Raw genomic sequence first — 22013 nt, forward strand, 5'->3', positions numbered from 1 at the left:
TGCCCAACAAACAAAAAAGGCAGCGTCTCGTGACGCTGCCTTTTTTGTTAACGGCGCGACGCCCCGCTCATTGCCCCTGCGGCTGGGCCACGGGCGGCGTGTAGGTCGCGCTCGCGCCCGGCGTGTCAGGGTCCGCCTCGTCGGGCGTCGGGGTCGGCGCAAGCGCCGGCGCCTGCGCCGGATACGGGGGCTGCGGGGCAAGCGCCGCCGGCGCGCTGGACGGCCCGATGATCGGCGGCAGGCCCATGATCGCGCGCGCGGCGGATTCCGCGGCCGCCGCCGAAGCGGCAGACGGCGCGGATGCCACCGCCGGCGCCGAGACCCCCGCCTCAGAAGCCGCAGCCGGCACGGAGGCTGGTGCCGGCGCGCTCACGCGCGGCGGCGGCGCATGCCGCACCGGCGGGGCCGCAGGCGGCGCTTCGTGCTTGCCGAACAGCTTGTCCATCCACGCCCGCAGGTTCTCGCGGAAAGTCTCGAACGCGCCCGGCGTCACCTCGGTGTTGAAGCGCACACGCGGATCGACGAGGCGCGAGCGCTGCGCACGCTGGAAGAAGTCGCCGACGATCGGCAACGCGCTGCGCGCGCCCTGCCCCCAGTAGTCGTCGAGCGTCACGCGGCCGTCGTCGAAGCCCACCCACGCGCCCGCCACGAGTTGCGGGTCCATCAGGATGAACCAGCCGTCTGTGTTTCCCTGGGTCGTGCCGGTCTTGCCCGCCACGTCGCCGCGAATGCCGAAGCGCGTGCGGATGGCCGCGCCCGTGCCGCGGTTCACGACGTCGCGCATCGTGTCGAGCAGCGTGCGGTCCGCCTCTGCCGAAAGCGCCCGCTCGGGCGAAGCGCTCTCGAACTGCGCGAGCACGTTGCCCTTGTGGTCCTCGATACTCGTGACCATGCGCGGTTCGAGATACTCGCCGTCGTTGGCGATCGTGCTGTACGCGGAGACCATCTCCTTCAACGTGACCGGGCTCGTGCCGAGCGCGAGCGACGGCACCGGGTCGAGCTGGCTGTCGCGCACGCCCATCGCGCGCGCGAGCCGCGCAACCTTGTCCGGCCCCACCGTCTGCATCAGTTGCGCGGTGATACGGTTGCGCGAGAACGCGATCGCGTCGCGCAGCGTCATCGGGCGATTGCTCGGCGGCACGTCGTCGGTCGGCTTCCAGATTTCGCCGCCGGCCAGCGGAATCTCCACCGGCTGGTCGATGAACGTGTCGCTCGGCTTCGCGCCCGCCGCGTAGGCCGCGCCGTACACGAACGGCTTGAACGTCGAGCCCGGCTGACGGCGCGCCTGCTGCACGTGGTCGAATGGTTCGTCGGTGAAGTCGCGGCTGCCCACCCACGCCTTGATCTGCCCGTTGCGCGGGTCGATGGCGAGGAAGCCCGCCTCCACCGCGGTCTTGCTCTTGCAGAGGTTGCGCATGAAGGTGCGGTCGCCGGCGAGCTGCTTGAGCGCATCGGCGTCGTTCGCACCGGCGTCGCGTGCGCTCTTGTAGTCCTGCGTTTCACGCATGAAGGTCGCGAACAGGTCGTTGCCGGCCACGCAGCCGTTGCGTCCGCTCCATGCGCCGTTGGCGATGCCCTGCAGCTGGTTCGTGTGCTGGCGCAGCGCGGCGGTGGCCATCTGCTGGAGACGCGAATCGATCGTGGTGCGCACCACGAGGCCATCCGAATAGATGTTGTAGTCGTTGCGGTCGGCCCAGGAAATCAGCCATTTGCGCAGCTGCAGCGCGAAGTGCGGCGCGGGGCCGGGCGGCTCGGTCTGACGCTCGAAGTCGAGGCGCAGTGGCTTCTTCGAGAGCGTGGCGTACTGGGCCTCGCTGAGCTTGCCGTACTTCACCATCTGGCCGAGCACGGTGTTGCGCCGCGCGAGCGCGCGCTCGGGGTTGATCACCGGGTTGTAATAGGCGTTGCCCTTGAGCATGCCGGTGAGCGTCGCGGCTTGCAGGATGTCGAGCTGATCGGCCGAAACGCCGAAGTAGGTGCGCGCCGCCATCTCGATGCCGTAGGCGTTGTAGAGGAACGGCACCGTGTTCAGATACGTTTCGAGAATCTGCTGCTTGCTGTACACCGCCTCGATCTTGAACGCCGTGATCGCCTCCTTGATCTTGCGCGTGAGCGTGGGCGCGCGGCCGATTTCATCGGGATAGAGATTGCGCGCGAGTTGCTGCGTGATGGTCGAGCCGCCCTGGCGCTCGCCCGAGAATGTGTGCAGCGCCGCGCCCGCCGTGCGCTTGAAGTCGATGCCGTGGTGCTCGTAGAAGCGGTGATCCTCGGTGGAAATCAGCGCATCGACCATGTGCGGCGAGATTTGCGCGAGCGGCACCCATTCGCGGTTCGAGGGCTTGAACTCGGCGAGCACCTTGCCGTCGGCGGAAAGAATCTGGGCCGGTTCGTCCACCCGCGCCTTGCGGATGTCGCCAATGCTCGGCGTAAACGGAATCAGCACGAGCACGTAGAGCAGGACGAGCGCCGGCAACGCGCCGATCGTCATGAGCACGCCGCGCCGCGTGGGGTGCCGCAGATGATGGCGCGCACGCGCCCCCAGCGGGCGAACAAACCCGCCCAGCCGCGCGGCGGCGGGCTTCAGGCGGGACAACGACATCGCGATTCGATCGCGGATCAACGGCACGTAACGCTTCACGCGGCAGGTAGGGTCGGCTGGCAAAGCGTGAATCGTACCAAACTCGCAAGGCCGCTCCTGCTTCTGGCCGGGTGCAAGCCCAGGATCGCCGGAGTCGATTTATGACAGGGAGATGAAATCATCGTTCCAGATCGAGGAAGAATCCTCTCCAGTCACAGCCGGTTTTTCCGGCGTCGCTCCCTCCCTACACTCCTGTCGCTGTTGCACATGCCACGAAACAACAACGCTACAGGAACCTCGAATGAAGAACCCCCTCTCGCTCACCACCGCTGCCGCCGTGATCGGCGCACTCGGCACGCTCGCCGCGCCCGCCGCCCACGCGCAAAGCTCGGTCACGCTCTACGGCCTGATCGACGCCGGCATCATGTACACGAACAACGTCGCGAGCGGCAAGTCGGGCGGCGCGCTCTGGCAGGCGACGAGCGGCAACGTGAACGGCAGCCGCTTCGGCGTGCGCGGAAGCGAGGACCTGGGCGGCGGCCTGCATGCGGTCTTCGTGCTCGAAAACGGCTTCAACGTGCAGAACGGCAAGCTCGGCCAGGACGGCCGCATGTTCGGCCGCCAGGCCTACGTGGGCCTCGCGAGCGACCAGTTCGGCTCGCTCACGCTCGGCCGCCAGTACGACTCGCTCGTCGACTTCGTCGCGCCGCTTTCGGCCACGGCGGGCACCTTCGGCGACACGGGCTTCGCGCATCCGTTCGACAACGACAACCTGAACCACTCGCTGCGCATGAGCAACGCCGTCAAGTTCACGAGCAACACGTATAGCGGCCTGAAGTTCGGCGCGTTGTACGCGTTCTCGAACCAGACCGATTTCGCCGTGAACCGCGCCTACAGCTTCGGCGCGAGCTACACCAACGGGCCGCTCGCCATCGCGGCGGGTTATCTGCAGCTGAACGGCACCCAGGGCGCGACGGCGAGCAGCCCGGGCGCGGTGGATCTCGCGGAGTCGACGGCCAACGGCAAGGGCGGCTTTGCGCTCGGCGCCGACCGCCTGCGTTCGTTCGGCGGCGGCATCAACTACACGTTCGGACCGGCGACGGCGGGCTTCGTCTTCACGCGCAGCGAGTACGCGGGCACCAGCTCGTTCGGCTCGCAGGGCGGCGACATGAGCTTCAACAACTACGAAGTGAACGGCAAGTATCAGTTGAACCCGGCGTGGAGCCTGGGTCTCGCCTACACCTTCACGGATGGCCACGTGAGCAACACGACCACCTTTGGCGCCGATCCGAAGTGGAACCAGGTGGACGCACAAGTCGTGTACCGCCTCTCGAAGCGCACCGACCTCTACGGCGAGGCCATGTACCAGCACGCCTCCGGGCACAACTACGTGGCGTTCATCAACACGGCGGGCGGCGCGTCAACGACGGCCAATCAGGTGGTGGGCACGGTGGGCTTGCGCGCCCGCTTCTGATCACGCTTCTCGTCACAACACGAGCGAAAGCGCGATCGACACCCACACGGCAGCCGCGCCGCAAAGAAAGGCGCGGCGTGCCATCAGGAAGCGCGATTCGTCGTTGGGCTTCGCGGGCGAGGTGGCGAGCCAGGGCACACTGCCGAGGCACGCGAAGCCCGCGAGCGCGATGCCCACGACCACCCGGTCGCCGACGCGCCAGGCCGACGGCTCGTGCAGCCCCCAGTAGCCCAGCGCGATCAGGCCGATCGAAAACATCGTCGAGGCGGCAGAGCTGAGCGCCACCACCGATCCCGTCGGAGATTGCATGGATTGCCTCCCTGCGCGCTTCGCGCTGTCGGGCCATTATCGGCGGGCGGGCAGGACGCGGCAACGGCGCGACCGGTTCAACCCGATGTGCGCGCCCGCAGCGGCTTACGCGCCCGGCCGCACCATCTGGAACATCTCGCCGATCTGTGCGTAGTCGGCGCGATAGCCCGCGCGCATCACGGGCTGGGCGGCGTGCGTGTCGAACAGGCCGTCCTTCAGGAATTCCTCGCGAATGTGCACACCCACCACCTGCCCGAGCGCGAGCCAGTTGTCCATGGGCGCACCATCGAGCGTGTTGAGCCGCACGACTTTCAGCAGCTTGCATTCGAGCGCGGCCGGCGACTCGGCCACGTGCGGCACCGCCACGCTGCGGCCCGGTGCGGCCGTGAGGCCCGCGAGCGCGAATTCGTCGACGTCGGCGGCGACCGGCGCGGAGGTGCGGTTCATCTGCGGCGCCAGCGCCTTCGACGTGAGATTCCAGACGAACTCACCGGTCTCTTCGATATTGCTGATGCTGTCCTTGCGGCCTTCGCTGCAGAACCCGATGATCGGCGGAAACGTGGCGAACGCGCCGAAGAAGCTGTAGGGCGCGAGATTGAGCGCGCCGCTTTTTGCGCGGCTGGAAATCCAGCCGATCACGCGCGGCGCGACGATCGCCTTGAACGGATCGTGCGGCAGGCCATGGCCCTGGGCGGGGTCGTAGAAGTAGGTATTGGACATGATGTGGCGTAGCGGTTTCGAAGCGGCACCACTATGACACGAGCCGCGCGCGGCTGCCGTCACGCCAGGCGAAGCGCCTTCGGCTTGCAGGCGCCCCAAACGCAACAAGGCCGGCTCTCTTGCGAGAGCCGGCCTTGCATGAAGACCTGGCGGTCTGACCGGAGAAACGCGTTGGACGGCGTGCGCCGCCCGAAGCGCCTCAGCTTCGATCAGTCACGCGGCATGCCGAACGGCATGTAGTGCGAGCGGCGAACGCGCTCGGCTTCGCGGTGACGCGCTTCGTACGAGTATTCCGAATCCATCGGCAGATACGGCGACGCGAAGAGGTCGCTCACCTTTTGGAACAGGGCAAAGATGAAGCTCATGGCGACTCCCAGTTAGGCTGCAGTTCAGGGTTTTCCCTAAGACAGGATGAATTATAGGGTTTTCCCTAGGTCAGCGCTAGTGCAGCGCAGCAAAAAATCTGCGACGCGCCGTCGCACGGGGTCGAGCACAATCGATGCGTTGCAGCAATACAACACATCGAGATTTCGGATACAGGGGCGGGATCGTCGGACGAAGCCGGTCAGCGCGTGGCTTTCTGGGCGCTTTTCGCGTGAGGCGTATGCGTGGCATGCGCCGCGGCACGGTGCGCGGGGGCCGGCGATGCCTTGGCGGGCGCGGCACGGGGTGACACGTGTGCGGGGGCCGCCGCCGGGGTTTCCGCGGCAGCGGTAGCGGCCGCGGCGGTTTGCGCGGCGACGCGCTGCAACAGGTCGTCGAGCGTGGACTGCTGCTTCAGGATGAACTGCTCGAGGCGCGCCTCGTCGGCGCGGGATTCGTTTGCGAGGCTGTCGAGCCGCACCGACTGCGCGATCCCGAAACCGACCGATGCGAACACCGCCACCGAAGCAGCGGCGAGCACCCACTTTTGTTGCCGTGACGAGGCGACCGCCATGCGGTTCTGCTCGGCGAGCGCACCCTGGAGCGCGTCGAGGCGCTGCGTGAGCGCGTCCGGCTCGGTGGCCGCCGGAGCCGCTTCGGACGCGAACCCGGTGGGTTCCACGCGCTCGGCAGGGTCCGCGGCAAACGACGGCTCGGCGACGAAAGCTGCGCCAGCCGGGTCCCGCACCTCTCCAACGCCCGGCGCCATCGCTTCGGCCACGGCAGGCGCCGCGGCACGCTTCGCCCGCGGCGCGCGGCGCGCAGTCGTTGCAGCCGCAACGGGCCTCGCCGCGCCCGCCTCGTCGGCGGCCGCTGCCACTGCTTGAGCCGGCTCGGGGCTTTCGAAGCCGCTCAGCGTGCCCTGACGCACGGCGGCATCCGCTTCGGCAACGGCGGCGAGTTCCTCGCCGACAAGCGCGTGCGGAGCATCGGATTCGACAGCAAGCGGGGATTCAGTCACGTCGGACGACGCAGACGTCGCGCGAGGCTGCCACGGCGCGTTGCGTTCGGGATGCGAAGAGCTCAAGGATGCGGTATCTGCGTAATCAGCCATGGGTCAGCGATGCGGTTCGCGTCGCGCGCCGGCCGGTCACGGCCGCTTGGCGACGTCCTCGTGTTCTGGTTCGAACGCACATTGTCGCATGCCAGAACGCGCGGCCAGGGGCTCTGCCCCGACTTACCCAGCCGGCATCGATCCAGCGCCCCGCGCAGTCAACCCGCTGCGCCGTCCTCGCGAAAGTCCTTCACGTCGGGCAAGCGGCGCAGCGTCGCGCAAATCGCCTCGTACTCCGTCGACGACACGCGGCTCAGCGTGATCATCACCTCGTCCAGCTCGGGCGAGTCGTCGCTCTGCTGCACGACGAACCGCTTCACACGCGGGCTCGACGTGCCGAGCGCGTCGTGCAGCGAGTGAAACGTGAGCGCGCCGCGGCTCACCAGCAGCGTGAGCTGGCGTCGCTGCCGGAACGTGATGAAGCGCCGCTCGAGCGGCTTGATGCCCGCGAGGATGATGAGAATGATGACGGTCGCCGCAATCGCGCCCGTATAGAGCCCGCCGCCCACCGCGAGGCCCACGGCCGCGACCGACCAGAGGCTCGCCGCCGTCGTGAGGCCGCGCACGATCTCGCCGCGCAGCAGGATCGAGCCCGCGCCGAGAAAGCCGATGCCCGAGACGACCTGCGCCGCCATCCGCGAAGGATCGAGCACGACGTGGTCGTCCTTGAGGACGTCGGCGAAACCGTAGGCCGAGACGAGCATGATGAGCGCCGAGCCCACACTCACGAGCATATGGGTGCGCAGCCCCGCCGCCCACGAAAGCCGCTCGCGCTCGAAGCCGATCACGCTGCCGAGCAGCGCGGCCAGCAAGAGGCGCGCAATGAGTTCCCAGTTTCCGATCATTGTTGTCACCCTCCGGGTCTTGTTGTCGTGGGCGAACGCGCTGCGGCGGACCGGAATGTCCGCGCCATGCGCGAATGCGTACAATCGCCGGCATTGCTCTTTTGATGTGATGCGCTTCGCCGCACCTTTTCGCCATGAACACACCTACGAGCGCAGCCAGCCTGCGCGAGCATTTCGACCGCGTCGTCCTGCCGATGTGGCGCGGCCCGGGCTTCAATGCCGAACTGCGTCTGCCCTACGAGGCGCTCGATGCGGCCGGCGTGCAGCCGCTGCCCGTCACGCGTTACCGCGCGATGGCGTGCGCCCGCCAGATCTTCGTCTTCTCCCAGGCCGGCGACGCCGCGCACGCGCAAACGCTCTTCGAAACGCTGCGCCACACTTATCGGGACCCGCAGCACGGCGGATGGTTCTATAGCGTCGACGCAGCCGGCGCGCCGCTCGACACCACCAAGGATCTCTACACGCACGCCTTCGTGGTGTTCGCCACCGCGGCCTACGGCCAGCGCTTCGGCGCGGCCGAGGCGCTCGACGTCGCGCGTGAAACGTCCGCGCTGATCGTCGACCGCTTCGCAGCCCGCGACGGCCTGCTCAACGCGGCGCTCGACGCCGCCTTTGCGAGCGTCACCGGCGGCCCGCTGCAGAATCCGCTCATGCACCTCACCGAAGCCTGGCTCGCGGCGAGCGAAGCGACCGGCGACAGCGCGTTCGATACGGCGATCACGCGTCTCGTCGAGGCGCTCGCACGCGGCTTCCTGCACGCGCCGACGGGCTGCATCGCCGAATTGCCGGTCGGCGCGGCGGACAACCGCCTCGAGCCCGGACATCAGTTCGAATGGTTCTGGCTGGCAACGCGTGCGGGCGCCCGCCTGGGCGCGTCGGGTCTGGACGAAGCGCTCGCGCGCGCCTTCGTCTTTGCACAGAAGCACGGCGTGGACCCGGAAACGGGCGCCGTGGCGGCCGCGCTCGACGAGCACGGCCGGGTCACTGATGCGACGCAGCGCATCTGGGCGCAAACTGAATACTTGCGCGCGCTCGCCACGCACGGCGACGCCGCAGTGCGCGCCGCGCTCGCGCCGCAGATCGAGCGCTTCGCGCCGCGCTTTCTCACGCGGCAGGGCTGGGTGGAATGCCGCAGCGCAAACGGCGAGGTGGCGCGCGCGGACATGCCGTCCACGACGCCGTATCACCTCTTGACCGCCTACCAGGGCATGGGCGTGTGAGGCGCAATGGCGCGAAGCGCCGAGGCAGGCTGGCGCAAGCCCGCCTGCCGGAGCGATAAAGCCGCTCCGGCAGTTCAAGCCATTCAGGCCGCCAGCACCGCCGGCGAAATCTCGAATGCGGCCACGGCCTCGGAAAGCTGGCGCGTCTGCTGATGCAGCGAAGCCGCGGCAGCCGCGGCCTCCTCGACGAGCGCCGCGTTCTGCTGGGTCATCTGGTCCATCTGCGAAACGGCCTGATTCACCTGATCAATGCCCGTGCTCTGCTCGAGCGACGAGGCGCTGATACCCGCCATCATCTGCGTGGCCCGCGAGATCGAGTTCGACACCTCGCGCATCGACTCGCCCGCGCGCTCCACCAGCTCCGAGCCGCCGCGGATCTGCGACACCGACTCGCTGATCAGCGTCTTGATCTCCTTGGCCGACTGCGCGCTGCGCTGCGCGAGTCCGCGCACCTCGCCCGCCACGACCGCGAAACCGCGGCCCTGCTCGCCCGCGCGCGCCGCTTCCACGGCCGCGTTGAGCGCGAGGATGTTGGTCTGGAACGCGATGCCGTCGATCACGCCGATGATCTCCGCGATCTTGTCCGAGCTTTGCGCAATGCCGCGCATGCGCTCGACCACCTCGCCCACCACGGCGCCGCCGCGCGCGGTCGCGTCGAGCGCCGCCTCGGCGAGCGCGTTCGCCTCGCGCGCGTTCTCGGCCGTGTTGCGCACGGTGCCCGTCAGTTCCTCCATGCTCGCTGCCGTCTGCTCGAGCGACGCCGCCTGCGATTCGGTGCGCGCCGACAGATCGGCGTTGCCGGTGGCGATCTCGTCGGCGCCCACGTTGATCGAGCCCGCCGTTTCGCGCACGGTGTGGACCGTACGCGCGAGGCTCGACTGCATCAGCGCAAGACCCTGGAACAGCCGGCCGATCTCGTTCTCGCCGCGCGCGGCGATGCGCTCGTCGAGGCGCCCGCGTGCGATGCGGTCGAAATGGCGCCCTGCTTCCTCGAGCGGCTCCACCACGCCGCGGCGCAGCGCGAAGTGCACGCCGGTCGCGAGCGCGATCAGCAGGAGCAGGATGACGATGCCCACGCCCTGGAAGAGCCCGAGCCGCGAGTCGATCGAGTCGAGCGAAGCGCGGCTCGCCGCGGCGTTGAACTGCGTGAAGGCGTGCAGCTCCGCGAGATAGCCGTCCTGGTACGACTGCGTCGGCTGGTCGAGGAAGGCCTGCAGGTTGTTGCCGTTGAGGTCGTCGATCAGTTCGCCGAGCGCCTTGCGGTACACCTGGTAGCGCTCGCCGAGCGCGGCGACGCGCGCGCGGTTGTCGTCGTTGATCGGCGGTACGGCCATGAGCGCCGCGAACGTGGTGTCGGCGGCGGCCAGCTGGTCGCGCGCGTGATTGACCATGTCGGTCGGCACCGCGCCGCCACGGACCATGCGCGTGCCCGCGCGCGAGAGATTGATACGGGCGTCCATCAACTGCTGGGTGATGACGTTGGCGGCGCTCGCCTGCCGCAACGCCACTTTCGAGAGGTCGGCCACGTCGTCGTGCGTGCGCGTGAGCGACCAGTAACCAAGTCCTGCGGTCACGAGCTGCAGTACACAGAACGCGACGAGGACACACAACAGGCCGGATGCGACCTTGATCTTGCTGAACATCGGGACACCTGGATGGCAGTGAATGAGTGAGGCGCGAGCATGTGATCGCTCGGGCCCGCACTGCGTTTACGGCCACGCAAACCCGGTTTTTGAGCCCTAAACCGTGAAAAAACGCCCCAAAATGCGCAACGGATCATTTCAGCAATGGTTGCACGGGCATTCCCCGCATTTCTCGCAACAATAGAAGAATGCCGACTCGATTCGATTCACCTTGACTCGACGCTGTGGCTTCCTAGAGTGGTTAGGAAACCACTCGGGGATAGACCCAGGGAACGCGACGATGACAGATCTTGTGGACCGCGCGCGCGGCGCATTGCACGCCCAACCGTTCAGCGTGCTGCTCGGAACGGAACTGACACACGTGGGACACGACGAACTGACCCTGCGCCTGCCCGTACGCGACGACCTCAAGCAGCAGCACGGCTACGTGCATGGCGGCGTGATCAGCTATCTCGCCGACAACGCGCTGACCTTCGCCGGCGCGCTGGCGCTCGGGCCGCGGGTGGTGACGGGGGAATACAAGATCAACTATCTGCGCCCGGCACTCAAGGGCACATTGATGGCGCGGGCGCGCGTGGTGCACGCGGGGCGCCACCAGGCCACCTGCCAGTGCAGCGTGTACGTGATGGAAAACGGCGACGAAAAGCTCGTGGCGCTCGCGCAGGGGACGGTGAACCGGCTGGCGGAAGGCAGCGGACCGGAAGACAAAAGCCAGTCGAATTGAAAGGCCGGCGCCGCAAAACAAAGCGCGCGAGGCGAAGCGGGTGTGCCCGCCTCCCCTCGCGCGCTTTTTCGTGCGTCTTCAGGCGCGCTTACTCGGCCGCGCGCGTTTTCTGCTGCTGCTCGCCCAGGCCCTCGATGCCAAGGCGCACCGTCTGGCCCGCCTTCAGGTACACGGGGTTCGGCTTCACGCCCATGCCCACGCCCGGCGGCGTGCCGGTGGAGATCACGTCGCCCGGCTGCAGGCTCATGCACTCCGAGAGATACGAAACCAGCTTCGCGACCGTGAAGATCATCGTGCGCGTGCTGCCGTTCTGGTAGCGATGGCCGTCGACTTCGAGCCACATGGAGAGGTTCTGCGGATCGGCCACTTCGTCGCGCGTGACGAGCCACGGGCCGGTCGGGCCGAAGGTGTCGAAGCCCTTGCCCTTGTCCCACTGGCCGCCGCGCTCGATCTGCCATTCGCGCTCGGAGACGTCGTTGATCACGCAGTAGCCCGCCACGTAGTTGAGCGCATCGGCCTCGCTCACGTTCTTCGCGTGCTTGCCGATCACCACGCCCAGCTCCACTTCCCAGTCGGTCTTCTTTGAGCCGCGCGGGATCTCGATGTCGTCGTTCGGGCCGACGATGGCGCTCGTCCACTTGTTGAAGACGACCGGCTCGCCCGGCACCGGCATGCCCGACTCGGCGGCGTGATCGGCATAGTTCAGGCCGATGCAGACCATCTTGCCGATATGGCCCACGCAGGGCCCGATACGCGGATTGCCTTCGACGAGCGGCAGCGTTTCCGGGTCGATCGAGCGCAGTTGCGCGAGGCCGGCGTCCGAGAGCACGTCGCCCGCAATGTCGGCCACGTTGCCCGAGAGCGCGCGAATGCGGCCTTCGGCGTCGAGCAGGCCCGGTTTTTCGTGGCCCTTCGGGCCATAACGAAGCAGTTTCATCGTCTGTGTTCCTCGTGTGTCTGTGCGTTGCAGTCGGTCAGAATCGCCTGGGGCGATGGTTCGGGCTAACTAGTTCGACCATCCGCCGTCGATCACATGCGCCTGGCCGGTCGTGAAGCCGGATTCGTCGGAGGCAAGATAGAGCGCGAGCGCCGCGATTTCCTCGGGCTTGCCCACGCGCCCCATCGGCTGGCGCGCGACGAACGCGGCGCGCGCCGCGTCCACGCTCGTGCCCTGCGCCGCCGCCTGCGCGGCGATGCGCTCCTCCAGCGACGGCGACGACACCGTGCCCGGGCAGATCGCGTTGCAGCGGACGCCGCGCGTCACGAAGTCGGCGGCCACGGCCTTCGTCAACCCTATCACAGCGGCCTTCGAGGCGCCGTACACGAAGCGGTTGGGCACGCCCTTCACGCTCGACGCCGCCGACGACATGTTGATGATCGACCCGCCGCCCTTTGCCAGCATGCCCGGCAGGAAAGCGCGGATGGTTCGGTACATCGCCTTCGCGTTCAGATCGAACGCGAAGTCCCAGTCTTCTTCGCTCGCTTCCAGTATCGAGCCCGCGTGCACGAAGCCCGCGCAGTTGAACAGCACGTCGATCGCGCCCAGTTCCTGCGCGAGCGCGGTAATGGCCGCGCCGTCGAGCACGTCGAGCTTGCGCGCCTCGACCGGCAGCGCCGCCAGTGCGTCGATGCGCAGGTCCGTGGCGATCACGCGTGCGCCTTCGCGCGCGAACAGTTCGGCGGCCGCGTAGCCGATGCCCTGGCCCGCCGCGGTGATCAAGGCCGTCTTGCCGGCCAGTCTTTGTACCATCTGCCACTCCGGTTGGAAGCGCGGCACGGCGATACCCCGAATTGCAGCAGGCCCCCATGCCGCGATCGAGCGATGCAATCGCGGGAAGAAGTTGGGATGACGCAAACGGCCATTATGGCGACGCAGGCGCGCCTCGTGGCGTTCGGCGGACGTTTTCTAACCGGCTGGAGGGTCCCCGAGCCCGGTTTTAAGCCGGTAGAAAGCCGCAGCGTTGCCGCCGAATACGGCGGCGCGCTCGTCTGCGGAAAGTGCTTGTGTGAGCCGTTGCGCGCTCGCGTGCCAGCGTGCATAGTCGCCGTTGAGGTTCAGCACCGGCCAGTCGCTGCCCCACATGAGGCGTTGCGGTCCGAACGACGCAAGCAGATGCGCGACCCACGGCGCCAGCGTGGCGTCGTCCCAGCCGGGCTCGGCTTCGGTCGCGAGCCCCGACAGCTTGCAGTGCACGTGCGGAAATCGCGCGAACCGCGAGACGGCCTGCGACCACGCGGTGTAACCGCTTTCGCCACCATCGGCAATTGGCGGCTTCGCGCCATGATCGATTACCACGCGCAGCGCGGGATTGCGCGCGAGAAATGTCGCGAGTGCGTGCGCATGGCGCGTGAAAACGAGTGCGTCGAAGGCGAGATCGTGTGCGATGAGCGCTTCCACGCCGCGCGCGGTATCGGCGTTCGCGATCCAGTCGTCGTCGGGCAGGTCCTGCAGCATCGGGCGCACGCCGCGCAGCTTCGGCTCGCGCGCGAGCTCGGCGATCAGGTTGGCGACGTGCGGGTCGTCCAGCGGCACCCAGCCCACCACGCCCGCGATCGACGGCTCATTGCGCGCAAGATCGAGCAGCCAGCGCGTTTCTTCGACAGTCGGCGCGGCCTGCACGACCACCGTGCGCGCCACGCCGCACGACGCGCGCAGCGGCGCGAGATCGGCGGGTCCGAACGCGCGATACAGCGCGGTCATCGAAGGCGTGAGCCAGCCGTAGTCGCCGCGCGCGGGGTCCCAATAGTGCTGATGGGCGTCGATCCGTTCGATCGTAGAGATCGTAGTCATGGCTCAAGCCTGCGGCAGCGGCGCGCGCGGATCGAGGAGACCCTTGTCGCGAAGCGCGAGCCACAACTCGCGGGGCAATTTCGTCTCGAACGAGGCGACGTTCTCGCGCACCTCCTGCGGGCTGCGTGCGCCGTTGAGCACCGTCGCCACGGCCGGGTGCGCATAGGGAAACTGCAGCGCCGCCGCTGCGAGCGGCGCGTCGTAGGTCCGGCAGATCGTATCGAGCCGCGCTACGCGTTCGACCACTTCCTGCGGCGCATCGGCGTAGTTGAACTTGAGATCGCCGAGCAGCCCGTGCGCGAGAATGCCCGAATTAAACGCGCCGCCCAGCAGAATGCTCACGCCCTTCTTCTCGCATTCGGGCAGCAGGTCGTCGAGCGGCGCCTGTTCGAGCAGCGTATAGCGGCCCGCCAGCAGCGCGCAGTCGATGTCGAATTCCTGCATCGCCTCGCGTATCACTTCGCGCTCGTTCACGCCGAAGCCGATCGCCTTGATCGCGCCCGCCTTGCGCAATTCGTCGAGCGCCTTGAAACCGCTGTCGCGCAGTTGCCGCCAGTAGTGCTCGTTGCGCTCGCCGTGCGTGTAGCGGCCGATATCGTGCACGAGCAGGATATCGATGTCGACGAGGCCGAGCCGCTGCTGGCTGTCCTCGAACGAACGCAGGATGCCGTCGCGCGTGTAGTCGAAGATCGCCTCGAAGGGCAGCGGATTTTGCCAGCCCTCGCTGCCGTCGTACGGGTGCGTGCGCGGCACGAAATGGCGGCCCACTTTCGTGGAAATCACGTACTCGTTGCGCGGATAGCGCCGCAGCGCCGCGCCCAGCCGGTGCTCGGCCTTGGTGTGGCCGTAGTGCGGCGCGGTATCGAAAAAGCGGATGCCGGCTTCCCACGCGGCGTCGACGGTGGCTTGCGCCTCTTCTTCGGACAGGTCGCGATACAGGCCGCCGAGCGGCGCGGTGCCTAGACCCAGTGCGCTGACTTCGAGCGCCGTGCGGCCGATACGGCGCCTGTGCGCCACCCTGGGATGCTGTTCTTGCGCCATGGCTCGTCACCTCCTGGAGATGGTTGTTCACACAACGAAATCATCCGACTGCGCGTTTCAGTTCGCAGCTTCGACGATCGGCACGCGCGCACTGGCGGGCAGACATACGGGGCCGACGGGCTCGAAGCTCTTGTACGTGAGGATAAACTCCTGGTGCCCGAGCATTTCCGACTTCGAACGCTCGCCGCCCGCTACCGCCAGCGTGCGATCGAACACTTCGCGCCCCACTTCGTCGAGCGTCGCGCGCCCTTCGAGAATGCGGCCCGCGTCCACGTCCATGTCGCCGGCGAGGTTGCGGTAGGTCAGCGGGTTCGCGCACACCTTGATGACCGGCGCAAGCGCCGAGCCCACCACCGACCCGCGCCCCGTCGTGAACAGGATCACGTGCGCGCCGCAGGCGATCAGCTCCGCGATTTCCGCATTGTCGCTGATATTCGGAAAGCCGAAGCGCGGCTCGCCGTCGGGCACCACGTCGAGCAGATAGAGACCGCCCGTGGGCGGCACGTCGCCCGGCTTCACGATGCCGACGATCGGCGAGGCGCCGCTTTTCGCGTATGCGCCGAGCGACTTCTCTTCCTGCGTGGTCAGGCCGCCGTCCGCGTTGCCGACGGCGAACGAACCGTGGCCGAGAATCGAGTAATAGCGCGCCGCCTTGGCCACGCACGCGACGATCTCCTCGCCCAGTTCGGGTCTCGCCGCACGGCTCTTCATGTGGAATTCGCAGCCCACCAGCTCGCCGGTCTCCTCGAAAATGCAGGCCGAGCCCGCTGCGATTAGCTGATCGAAGGCACGGCCCACAGCCGGGTTGGCGGTGATGCCGCTCGTGCCGTCCGAGCCGCCGCAAATCGTGCCGACCACGAGCTCGTCGAGCCGCATCGGCACCTTCTGTTGCGCGGCAAGTTGCGCGCGCGCTTCGCGCACCCAGTCGAGACCGTACTGGATCGTGCTGCGCGTGCCGCCCTTCCCCTGGATCGTCAGGACTTCTACCGGACGGCCGCTCGCGCGCACCTGCTCCACGAGATAGTGCTTGTTCATGCTCTCGCAGCCGAGCGAAACGAACAGCACCGCGCCCACGTTCGGATGCGTGGTGAGCTGCTTCATCATCTTCTCGGCGTAGCTGTTCGGAAAGCACCCCGGAAAACCGATCAGATGCACCGGCGGCGCTTCTGGCTGCTGCAGCGCGTGCGGATCGTCGAAGGCGCCGAAGGGCTCGCGAAACTGCGCGACGATTTCCTGCGCCACATGGTGTGCGCATTCCACGAGATAGGCCACCGCAACCACGTTGCGAATGCCCTTGCGGCCGTCGTTGCGCAGCCAGCCTTCGAGCATCGGCGCGGCGGCTTGTGAAGGGGTGACGTTGCTATCGCTCATAACTTGAATCCTGCTCGCGGCGCGTGCCGCATCATGGTGGCGTTACTTGTGCGGCACGAATTCGTGCCCCGCGTCGTGTGTATAGGTCGGCAAGTAATCGCTTTCCAGGTTGTGCGTGTGCAGATGCTCGCCGCGCGACACCGGCTCGTTCACGTGTCCGATGCGCGCGCCATAGCGCAGCACCTTCTCGTCTTGCGCGAGCGCGCGGCGCGCCACTTTGTGGCCGAGTTCGATCGTCTTCGCGAGCGTCACGCGCTCGCCTTCTATCTCCACCGTCTCGCCGGCTGCCAGACGTGCCGCCGCGATCAGGCAGTTGTCCTCGGGCGCGAGCAGAATGAGGCGGGCGTCGGTATGGGATGCGTTGCCGTTCACAGAGAGTCTCCGCGTTTAGTTCTGTGCCTCGCCGCCGGCGAGCCGCGCCACCATCAGCGAGCCGAGGATGATCGCCCCGTAAATCGCCTGAATCCAGAACGACGGCACCTGGGCGAGCGTGAGCAGGTTCTGCACCACGCCGAGCAGCAGCACGCCCGAGAGCGCGCCGAGCATCGTGCCCTTGCCGCCATCGAGCGAAATGCCGCCGATCACGGCCGCCGCGAACACCGTGAAGATCATGCCGTTGCCCTGATTCGCGTTGATCGCGCCCACGTAGCCGGTGACGATCAAGCCGGCAATCGCGGCGAGCACGCTGCCGAGCACGAACACGCCCCACGTGATGCGCTCGACGCGGATGCCGGCGGCGCGCGCCGCGTCGGGATTGCCGCCGATCGCATAGAGCGCGCGGCCTACGCGGTGATAGCGCAGCATGAACGCCGCGATCGCGAACGCGGCGGCGGCGAGCCACACGGAAACCGGCAGGCCGAGCACGATGGTGGTGGCGAGCGCGAAGAACGACGAAGGCATGTCGAAGAGCGTGCCCCCCTTGGTTGCACCCACCAGCATGCCGCGCAGCACGATCAGCATCGCCAGCGTGACGATGAAGGCGTTCAGGCGCAGCCGTACCACGAGAAAGCCGTTGATGAAGCCGATCAGCGCGCCCACCGCCACAATGGCGGCAAGCCCCGCAAACGCGGGCCATTGCAGGCCGAAGCCCGCCGAAGCGGCCGGCATGACGAGCATCGCACCGACGGCGGGCGCAATGCCCACGGTCGATTCGAGCGAAAGATCGAACTTCCCCGTGAGCACGATGAGCGATTCGGCGAGCACCACGAGCGCGAGCGCAGCGGAAGCCCCGAGCACGCTGATGAGATTCGCGCGCGTGAGAAAGCTCGGGCTCACGAAACCGCCGATCACGAGCAGCAGCACCAGCGCGGGCAACAGCGCGAAATCGCGCAGGCGCGCCAGCTGGATGCGCGGACGCGCCCGGCGGGCGCTCGCGGCCGCATCGGCCTGCGCCGCCGCGAACGCGGGCGTCGAAACACTATTCTTCATGGAGATCGACTCCTTCAATCGATGCGATCAGTTCGTGGTCCTGCCATCCGGCCGCCATCTCGGCGACCACCTCGCCGCGAAACATCACGAGCACACGGTCGCAGGTGCGCAAGTCGTCGAGTTCGCTCGACACCACGAGCACGGCCTTGCCTTCCTCGCGCACGCGGTCCACGACCGAGAGCAGCGCTTCCTTCGACTTCACGTCCACGCCGGCCGTCGGGTCGATCAGCACGAGAACGTCAGGATTGCTTGCCAATGCGCGCGCCATCACCACCTTCTGCTGGTTGCCGCCCGACAGCCCCGACACCACATGATCCGGACCTTGCGCGACGATGCCGAGCGCCTCGATCATGCGCTTGCCGAATGCCTGCTTCTTCGCCGGCGGGGCGAAACCGAAGCGCCCCAGCAAGCCCGCAATCGTCATGGACGCGTTCTCGGCCACCGACTGCGTGAGCACGAGCCCTTCGTGATGGCGATCCTTCGGCACGCAGCCCACGCCGCTCGCGAGCGCCGCGGGCACGTCGCCGGGCGTGAGCGGCACGCCTTTCACGCGAATCTCGCCCGCGCGCTGCGCCGCGAGTCCCGCAATCGCCTCGCCCACGCTCGTGCGGCCGCTGCTCGTCGCGCCCGTGAGACCCACCACTTCGCCGCGCTTGAGCGTGAACGACACGTCGTGATAGTCATGCCCCGTGAGGCCGCGCACTTCGAGCGCGAGCGGCGCGTTGGCGGGCAGCGCCGCGCGCGCCGCCGCATCGGCGACATTCAGGCCGCCGCGCTCGCCAGTCATGGCTTCGATGAGCCGCTCGCGCGGCAACTCGGCCACGCTCGCGCTCACGATGTGCCGCGCGTCGCGCAGCACCGTGACGGCCTGGCAAATCTCGTACACCTCCTGCAGATGGTGCGAGATGAACAGGAACGTCACGCCTTCGCGCTGCAATTCGTCGATCCGCCGAAAGAGGCGCTTGATTTCCTCGCCGTCGAGCTGCGCGGTCGGTTCGTCGAGGATGATGAAACGCGCGCCATACGAAAGCGCCCGTGCGATCTCGACGAGTTGGCGCGCCTCGACCGTGAGGTCGCCCGCGCGCGCGTCCTCGCGCACGTCGATGCGCCAGTGGTCGAGCAGCGCACGCGCGTCGCGGCGCATGGCGGGCCAGTCGATCACCCCGCGCCGCCGTGGCTGGCGATTGATGAAGAGGTTCTCCGCGACCGTGAGATCGCGAATGATGGTCGAATGCTGATACACGCAGGCCACGCGCTCGCGCCAGGCGTCGCGGTCGGCGAGCGCGGGCGCACTCTCGCCGTTGAAGCGCACGCTGCCTTCGTCGGGCTTGCGCAGGCCGGTGAGGATCGAAACGAGCGTGGACTTGCCCGCGCCGTTACGGCCCACCAGCGCGTGCGATTCGCCGGCCATCACGCGCAGGCTCACGTCGGCGAGCGCCGCGGTGGAGCCATAACGCTTCGTCACGCCGCTCGCCTCGACCACCGGCAAGCGGGCCCGCATGGCCGCCTCGCGGCTGCCCACCGATAGCGCGCCGCCCCACGGCGGCGCGCTATCCGCCACGGCCCGATCGCTGGTTCGATCGTTCATTTGACGGTATTGCCCCACAGGTTCTTGTCGTCGACGTTCTGCTTCGTCACGAGCGGCGCCGGCAACTGGTCTTCGAGGATGCCGGACTGCAGCTGGATGATGGTGCTGTCGTGATCGGTCTTGCCCGGCTTGAACGTCTTGCCCTCCAGCGCGGCCTTGATGTAGTAGAGGCCGTACTTCGCATAGAGGTCGGCGGGCTGCGATACGGTCGCATCGATCTCGCCCTTGCGGATGGCTTCGAACTCCTGCGGGATGCCGTCATTGGAAACGATCACGATGTGCTTCGGATCGCCCGCGGGAAAGAGCAGTTGCTTGCGGCGCAGCGTTTGCAGCGTGGGCGAGAGATACACGCCGCCCGCCTGCATGTAGATGCCCTTCACGTCGGGGTTCGCGGTGAGCAGGCTGTCCAGCGCGCTGGCCGCGACGTCGCCCTTCCAGCCGGCCGGAATTTCGAGCAGCGACAGATTCGGATAATTCTTCAGGCACGCGCGGAACGCCTCCGAACGGTCGCGGCCGTTCACCGAGGCGAGGTCGCCCATGATCTGCACGACCTTGCCCGACTTCACGTGCTCGCCAATGTACTTGCAGGCCTGCTCGCCGTACGCGCGATTGTCGGCGCGCACGACCATCGCCACGTTGCCCTGCGTGGGCGCGACGTCCACGGCCACGACCTTCACGTCTTTCTGCGCGGCGTTGCCGAGCGCGCGGCTGATCGCCGCCGAATCGATCGGCCCGACCACGATGCCCTTCGCGCCCAGATTGATCATGTTGTTCATGTCCGTGATCTGCTGGGCGGGATCGTTGTTCGAGTTCACGGGCGCGAGGATGTCGATGCCGTCCTGCTTCGCATAAGCGCCGAGGTAATTGTTGTACGACTGCCAGAATGGCGAAGTGAGGAGCGGCAGGCCGAGGCCGACCTTGCCGGGTTCGGCTGCGTTAACTGCACCCGACGCGCCGATTGCCGCAGCACAGGCCGCGGCGACGCACAGCGTCCGGGTGGCGGCGCGGGCGAAGGCACCGCGCGCTTGATGAATTCCGGTGGAGCGGCGGGCCTTCGAGAGCCCGGATGCGAACGCCATGTGTGTCTCCTGTCGACGCGCCTCGCACGCCGATGCTGTCGTTGATGAATCGCATGTGTTTGCCGGGCCCACGTGGAATGCTCGAAGCGCCGGCGACCCGTTGCTACTGCCTCTTCCTTACCAGACGATGCTGGTGTTTGTTCACCAGTGAACGTATTATTCATATACGCACATCGCGAGGTCAAGCGATGTGCAGTGCAGCATGGGTCCGTGATTTCCCTGGGGACGATCGAATGGAAAAGAACACGAAGAAGAGCCAGAGGGACAACGTGCCCGAAGAAGCCGACGAGAAAGACGACGCCGATCGCTATCGCGCGCCCGCGCTGGACAAGGGGCTCGACATCCTCGAACTGCTTGCGGAGCAGCGCGCCGGCCTCACGCGCACCGAGATCACGAAGGCGCTGGGGCGCAACGCGAGCGAGATTTACCGCATGCTCGAGCGGCTGGTCGCGCGGCAATACGTCATCCGTTCGGAAGGCGGCGACCGCTATGCGCTGAGCCTGAAACTCTTCGCGCTCGCCCACCGTCATCCGCCCATGGAGCGCCTGATCTCGGAAGCGCTGCCGCTCATGCAGCGCTTCGCCGACGAAGCCGAGCAGTCCTGCCATCTCACCGTGTACGACCGCGGCAACCTGCTCGTGATCGCCCAGGTGGACGGGCCGGGCACATGGGGCATCGCGGTGCGGCTGGGTTCGCGCGTGGGTCTCGTCGATACGAGTTCGGGCCGCACGCTGCTCGCCTGGCAAACGCCGGAGCAGCGCGCGCACATGCTCGCGGAGCATACGAAGGTGAAGGGCGAGGTGGCGATCGACCACGCGGCGCTCGCAGCCGCGTGCGAGCAGGTGCGCGAGGCGGGCTTCTCGCGCAAGGACAGTCAGCAGATTTTCGGCGTGACGGACGTGACGTTTCCGGTGCTCGGGCCTTCGGGTCAGGCGATCGCGGCGCTCACGTGCCCGTTCCTCAAGCGCATCGACGACTATGTCGCGCCTTCGCTCGATGAGGCGACCCGAATGCTTGGCGCGACCGTGCAGACCTTGTCGATGTTTCGCGAGGACGGCGCGACCTGACGCTCGGTAGGGCTCAAGCCGGTCACGCAAAACGGTTAGAATGGCGGCCCTCTCAAAAAAACCTGTGCGCCTTATATGGCGAACGCGCATTCGAAACCCATGGCGAAACTCCTGACCGATCAAGAATTCCAGCGCTTTTCCGAGCTTCAGCAGAAACAGGCGAGCTTCACGATCTCGGCCGACGAAGCCGACGAGCTGCGCGACATCGTCGCGCGCGCGCAGAAAAAGCGCGACGACCGCGCCGACGCGATGAAGACCGTCGAAACCGCCATCGCGCAATTCGAAATCGCCCCCGAGGAGCTTTTCACGGCCGAGCAGATCGCCGAAGCCGCGCGCAATTTCGGCCTGATTCCGGCCACGCGCAAAGAGCGCGTGCTGCCGCCGTCGCTCACCTTCAACGGCAAGACGCACCAGTGGACCACGCGCGCGCTGCCCGAGGAAATCCGCGCGCCGCTGTTCGAAGCGTTCCAGGGCGGCCAGTCGGTGAAGGCTTTCATCGCCACGCCCAAGGACGCCGCGCGCTGCGCCGCGACCATCGCGCGGCTGGAGAAGGAAACCGGCGCGCAGTATGGCGAGGCCTGGCTCGAGGAGCTCGCCCTCACGCGCGGCCAGATCGACGACGCGCTCGCGAAGCTGGCCGCCTAAGCAGCGTCACGAA

The 22013-nt window shown here is 67.4% G+C and carries 21 protein-coding genes; 5 read left to right on the forward strand and 16 right to left on the reverse strand.

The annotated features are described in order from the left end of the window. Positions 1–67: 67 nt before the first annotated feature. Positions 68–2599: a penicillin-binding protein 1A gene (locus AB4Y44_RS23590; protein ID WP_368701024.1), complete on the reverse strand. Its 2532-nt coding sequence runs from the start codon at positions 2597–2599 to the stop codon at positions 68–70. A 280-nt stretch (positions 2600–2879) separates the two neighbouring features. Here AB4Y44_RS23590 and AB4Y44_RS23595 point away from each other — a divergent pair, with 280 nt between their 5' ends. After that, positions 2880–4052, forward strand: coding sequence for a porin (locus tag AB4Y44_RS23595; RefSeq protein WP_342918506.1), 1173 nt, complete (start codon positions 2880–2882; stop codon positions 4050–4052). A 12-nt stretch (positions 4053–4064) separates the two neighbouring features. On the opposite strand, the gene AB4Y44_RS23600 is transcribed toward AB4Y44_RS23595, so the two are convergent. From AB4Y44_RS23600 to AB4Y44_RS23620, 5 genes are all read right to left on the reverse strand, one after another. Further along, positions 4065–4361: a hypothetical protein gene (locus AB4Y44_RS23600; protein ID WP_342918505.1), complete on the reverse strand. Its 297-nt coding sequence runs from the start codon at positions 4359–4361 to the stop codon at positions 4065–4067. A 105-nt stretch (positions 4362–4466) separates the two neighbouring features. Next, complete coding sequence (locus AB4Y44_RS23605; protein ID WP_342918504.1) at positions 4467–5081, reverse strand: flavin reductase family protein; 615 nt, start codon at positions 5079–5081, stop codon at positions 4467–4469. A 209-nt stretch (positions 5082–5290) separates the two neighbouring features. Further along, positions 5291–5446: a hypothetical protein gene (locus AB4Y44_RS23610; RefSeq protein ID WP_165822904.1), complete on the reverse strand. Its 156-nt coding sequence runs from the start codon at positions 5444–5446 to the stop codon at positions 5291–5293. 200 nt (positions 5447–5646) lie between these two features. Next, a complete protein-coding gene (locus tag AB4Y44_RS23615) occupies positions 5647–6465 on the reverse strand; it encodes a hypothetical protein (RefSeq protein WP_368701025.1) in 819 nt (272 codons plus the stop codon). Positions 6466–6716: 251 nt separating this feature from the next. Beyond that, entirely contained in the window at positions 6717–7403 is a 687-nt protein-coding gene (locus AB4Y44_RS23620; RefSeq protein WP_368701026.1) for an MgtC/SapB family protein, read from the reverse strand. Positions 7404–7537: 134 nt separating this feature from the next. On the opposite strand from AB4Y44_RS23620, the gene AB4Y44_RS23625 reads away from it, so the two are divergent. Beyond that, a complete protein-coding gene (locus tag AB4Y44_RS23625) occupies positions 7538–8623 on the forward strand; it encodes an AGE family epimerase/isomerase (RefSeq protein ID WP_342918502.1) in 1086 nt (361 codons plus the stop codon). A gap of 83 nt (positions 8624–8706) precedes the next feature. Here AB4Y44_RS23625 and AB4Y44_RS23630 read toward each other — a convergent pair whose 3' ends face one another. Then, positions 8707–10266 (reverse strand): methyl-accepting chemotaxis protein, encoded by a 1560-nt coding sequence (locus AB4Y44_RS23630; RefSeq protein ID WP_342918501.1) that lies wholly within the window; start codon positions 10264–10266, stop codon positions 8707–8709. Positions 10267–10546: 280 nt separating this feature from the next. Here AB4Y44_RS23630 and AB4Y44_RS23635 point away from each other — a divergent pair, with 280 nt between their 5' ends. After that, positions 10547–10990 carry a PaaI family thioesterase gene (locus tag AB4Y44_RS23635; protein WP_342918500.1) on the forward strand — a complete coding sequence of 148 codons (444 nt, stop codon included), beginning with the start codon at positions 10547–10549 and terminating at the stop codon, positions 10988–10990. Positions 10991–11078: 88 nt separating this feature from the next. Here the strand turns inward: AB4Y44_RS23635 and AB4Y44_RS23640 are convergent, their stop codons facing one another. The 9 genes from AB4Y44_RS23640 to AB4Y44_RS23680 all read right to left on the reverse strand — a co-directional run bounded on the left by AB4Y44_RS23640 (position 11079) and on the right by AB4Y44_RS23680 (position 20288). Next, a complete protein-coding gene (locus AB4Y44_RS23640; RefSeq protein WP_342918499.1) occupies positions 11079–11927 on the reverse strand; it encodes an ureidoglycolate lyase in 849 nt (282 codons plus the stop codon). 69 nt (positions 11928–11996) lie between these two features. After that, positions 11997–12740 carry an SDR family oxidoreductase gene (locus AB4Y44_RS23645; RefSeq protein ID WP_069261439.1) on the reverse strand — a complete coding sequence of 248 codons (744 nt, stop codon included), beginning with the start codon at positions 12738–12740 and terminating at the stop codon, positions 11997–11999. A 156-nt stretch (positions 12741–12896) separates the two neighbouring features. Then, on the reverse strand, positions 12897–13781 hold the full coding sequence (locus tag AB4Y44_RS23650) for an amidohydrolase (protein WP_368701027.1): 885 nt from the start codon (positions 13779–13781) through the stop codon (positions 12897–12899). Positions 13782–13784: 3 nt separating this feature from the next. After that, a complete protein-coding gene (locus AB4Y44_RS23655; protein ID WP_342918496.1) occupies positions 13785–14822 on the reverse strand; it encodes an aldo/keto reductase in 1038 nt (345 codons plus the stop codon). Positions 14823–14879: 57 nt separating this feature from the next. Then, on the reverse strand, positions 14880–16193 hold the full coding sequence (locus AB4Y44_RS23660; protein ID WP_368701028.1) for a UxaA family hydrolase: 1314 nt from the start codon (positions 16191–16193) through the stop codon (positions 14880–14882). Between the two features lie 42 nt (positions 16194–16235). Next, positions 16236–16565, reverse strand: a complete 330-nt coding sequence (locus AB4Y44_RS23665) for a UxaA family hydrolase (RefSeq protein WP_368701029.1) — start codon at positions 16563–16565, stop codon at positions 16236–16238. 15 nt (positions 16566–16580) lie between these two features. Further along, positions 16581–17621, reverse strand: coding sequence for an ABC transporter permease (locus AB4Y44_RS23670; protein WP_342918493.1), 1041 nt, complete (start codon positions 17619–17621; stop codon positions 16581–16583). Further along, positions 17611–19122 (reverse strand): sugar ABC transporter ATP-binding protein, encoded by a 1512-nt coding sequence (locus AB4Y44_RS23675; protein ID WP_368701046.1) that lies wholly within the window; start codon positions 19120–19122, stop codon positions 17611–17613. Before AB4Y44_RS23675 ends, AB4Y44_RS23670 begins: the two co-directional genes overlap by 11 nt. An 83-nt stretch (positions 19123–19205) precedes the next feature. Further along, positions 19206–20288, reverse strand: a complete 1083-nt coding sequence (locus AB4Y44_RS23680) for a sugar ABC transporter substrate-binding protein (RefSeq protein ID WP_342918492.1) — start codon at positions 20286–20288, stop codon at positions 19206–19208. 233 nt (positions 20289–20521) lie between these two features. Between AB4Y44_RS23680 and AB4Y44_RS23685 the strand changes: the two genes are divergently transcribed. Together AB4Y44_RS23685 and AB4Y44_RS23690 are read left to right on the forward strand one after the other, a co-directional pair. Further along, on the forward strand, positions 20522–21355 hold the full coding sequence (locus AB4Y44_RS23685; RefSeq protein ID WP_342918491.1) for an IclR family transcriptional regulator: 834 nt from the start codon (positions 20522–20524) through the stop codon (positions 21353–21355). 99 nt (positions 21356–21454) lie between these two features. Then, on the forward strand, positions 21455–22000 hold the full coding sequence (locus tag AB4Y44_RS23690; RefSeq protein ID WP_342918490.1) for a hypothetical protein: 546 nt from the start codon (positions 21455–21457) through the stop codon (positions 21998–22000). The last annotated feature ends 13 nt before the right edge of the window (positions 22001–22013 follow it).

Source organism: Paraburkholderia sp. BR10937, from assembly GCF_040965695.1.
Classification (GTDB): Bacteria; Pseudomonadota; Gammaproteobacteria; order Burkholderiales; family Burkholderiaceae; genus Paraburkholderia.

Bases quoted from the DNA above. Each gene is read 5' to 3' on its own strand.
- AB4Y44_RS23660 (WP_368701028.1), bottom strand. From the start codon at position 16,193: ATGAGCGATAGCAACGTCACCCCTTCACAAGCCGCCGCGCCGATGCTC.
- AB4Y44_RS23625 (WP_342918502.1), top strand. From the start codon at position 7,538: ATGAACACACCTACGAGCGCAGCCAGCCTGCGCGAGCATTTCGACCGC.
- AB4Y44_RS23675 (WP_368701046.1), bottom strand. From the start codon at position 19,122: ATGCGGGCCCGCTTGCCGGTGGTCGAGGCGAGCGGCGTGACGAAGCGT.
- AB4Y44_RS23635 (WP_342918500.1), top strand. From the start codon at position 10,547: ATGACAGATCTTGTGGACCGCGCGCGCGGCGCATTGCACGCCCAACCG.
- AB4Y44_RS23645 (WP_069261439.1), bottom strand. From the start codon at position 12,740: ATGGTACAAAGACTGGCCGGCAAGACGGCCTTGATCACCGCGGCGGGC.
- AB4Y44_RS23650 (WP_368701027.1), bottom strand. From the start codon at position 13,781: ATGACTACGATCTCTACGATCGAACGGATCGACGCCCATCAGCACTAT.
- AB4Y44_RS23640 (WP_342918499.1), bottom strand. From the start codon at position 11,927: ATGAAACTGCTTCGTTATGGCCCGAAGGGCCACGAAAAACCGGGCCTG.
- AB4Y44_RS23610 (WP_165822904.1), bottom strand. From the start codon at position 5,446: ATGAGCTTCATCTTTGCCCTGTTCCAAAAGGTGAGCGACCTCTTCGCG.
- AB4Y44_RS23605 (WP_342918504.1), bottom strand. From the start codon at position 5,081: ATGTCCAATACCTACTTCTACGACCCCGCCCAGGGCCATGGCCTGCCG.
- AB4Y44_RS23630 (WP_342918501.1), bottom strand. From the start codon at position 10,266: ATGTTCAGCAAGATCAAGGTCGCATCCGGCCTGTTGTGTGTCCTCGTC.
- AB4Y44_RS23590 (WP_368701024.1), bottom strand. From the start codon at position 2,599: ATGTCGTTGTCCCGCCTGAAGCCCGCCGCCGCGCGGCTGGGCGGGTTT.
- AB4Y44_RS23595 (WP_342918506.1), top strand. From the start codon at position 2,880: ATGAAGAACCCCCTCTCGCTCACCACCGCTGCCGCCGTGATCGGCGCA.
- AB4Y44_RS23690 (WP_342918490.1), top strand. From the start codon at position 21,455: ATGGCGAAACTCCTGACCGATCAAGAATTCCAGCGCTTTTCCGAGCTT.
- AB4Y44_RS23685 (WP_342918491.1), top strand. From the start codon at position 20,522: ATGGAAAAGAACACGAAGAAGAGCCAGAGGGACAACGTGCCCGAAGAA.
- AB4Y44_RS23655 (WP_342918496.1), bottom strand. From the start codon at position 14,822: ATGGCGCAAGAACAGCATCCCAGGGTGGCGCACAGGCGCCGTATCGGC.
- AB4Y44_RS23620 (WP_368701026.1), bottom strand. From the start codon at position 7,403: ATGATCGGAAACTGGGAACTCATTGCGCGCCTCTTGCTGGCCGCGCTG.
- AB4Y44_RS23680 (WP_342918492.1), bottom strand. From the start codon at position 20,288: ATGGCGTTCGCATCCGGGCTCTCGAAGGCCCGCCGCTCCACCGGAATT.
- AB4Y44_RS23600 (WP_342918505.1), bottom strand. From the start codon at position 4,361: ATGCAATCTCCGACGGGATCGGTGGTGGCGCTCAGCTCTGCCGCCTCG.
- AB4Y44_RS23670 (WP_342918493.1), bottom strand. From the start codon at position 17,621: ATGAAGAATAGTGTTTCGACGCCCGCGTTCGCGGCGGCGCAGGCCGAT.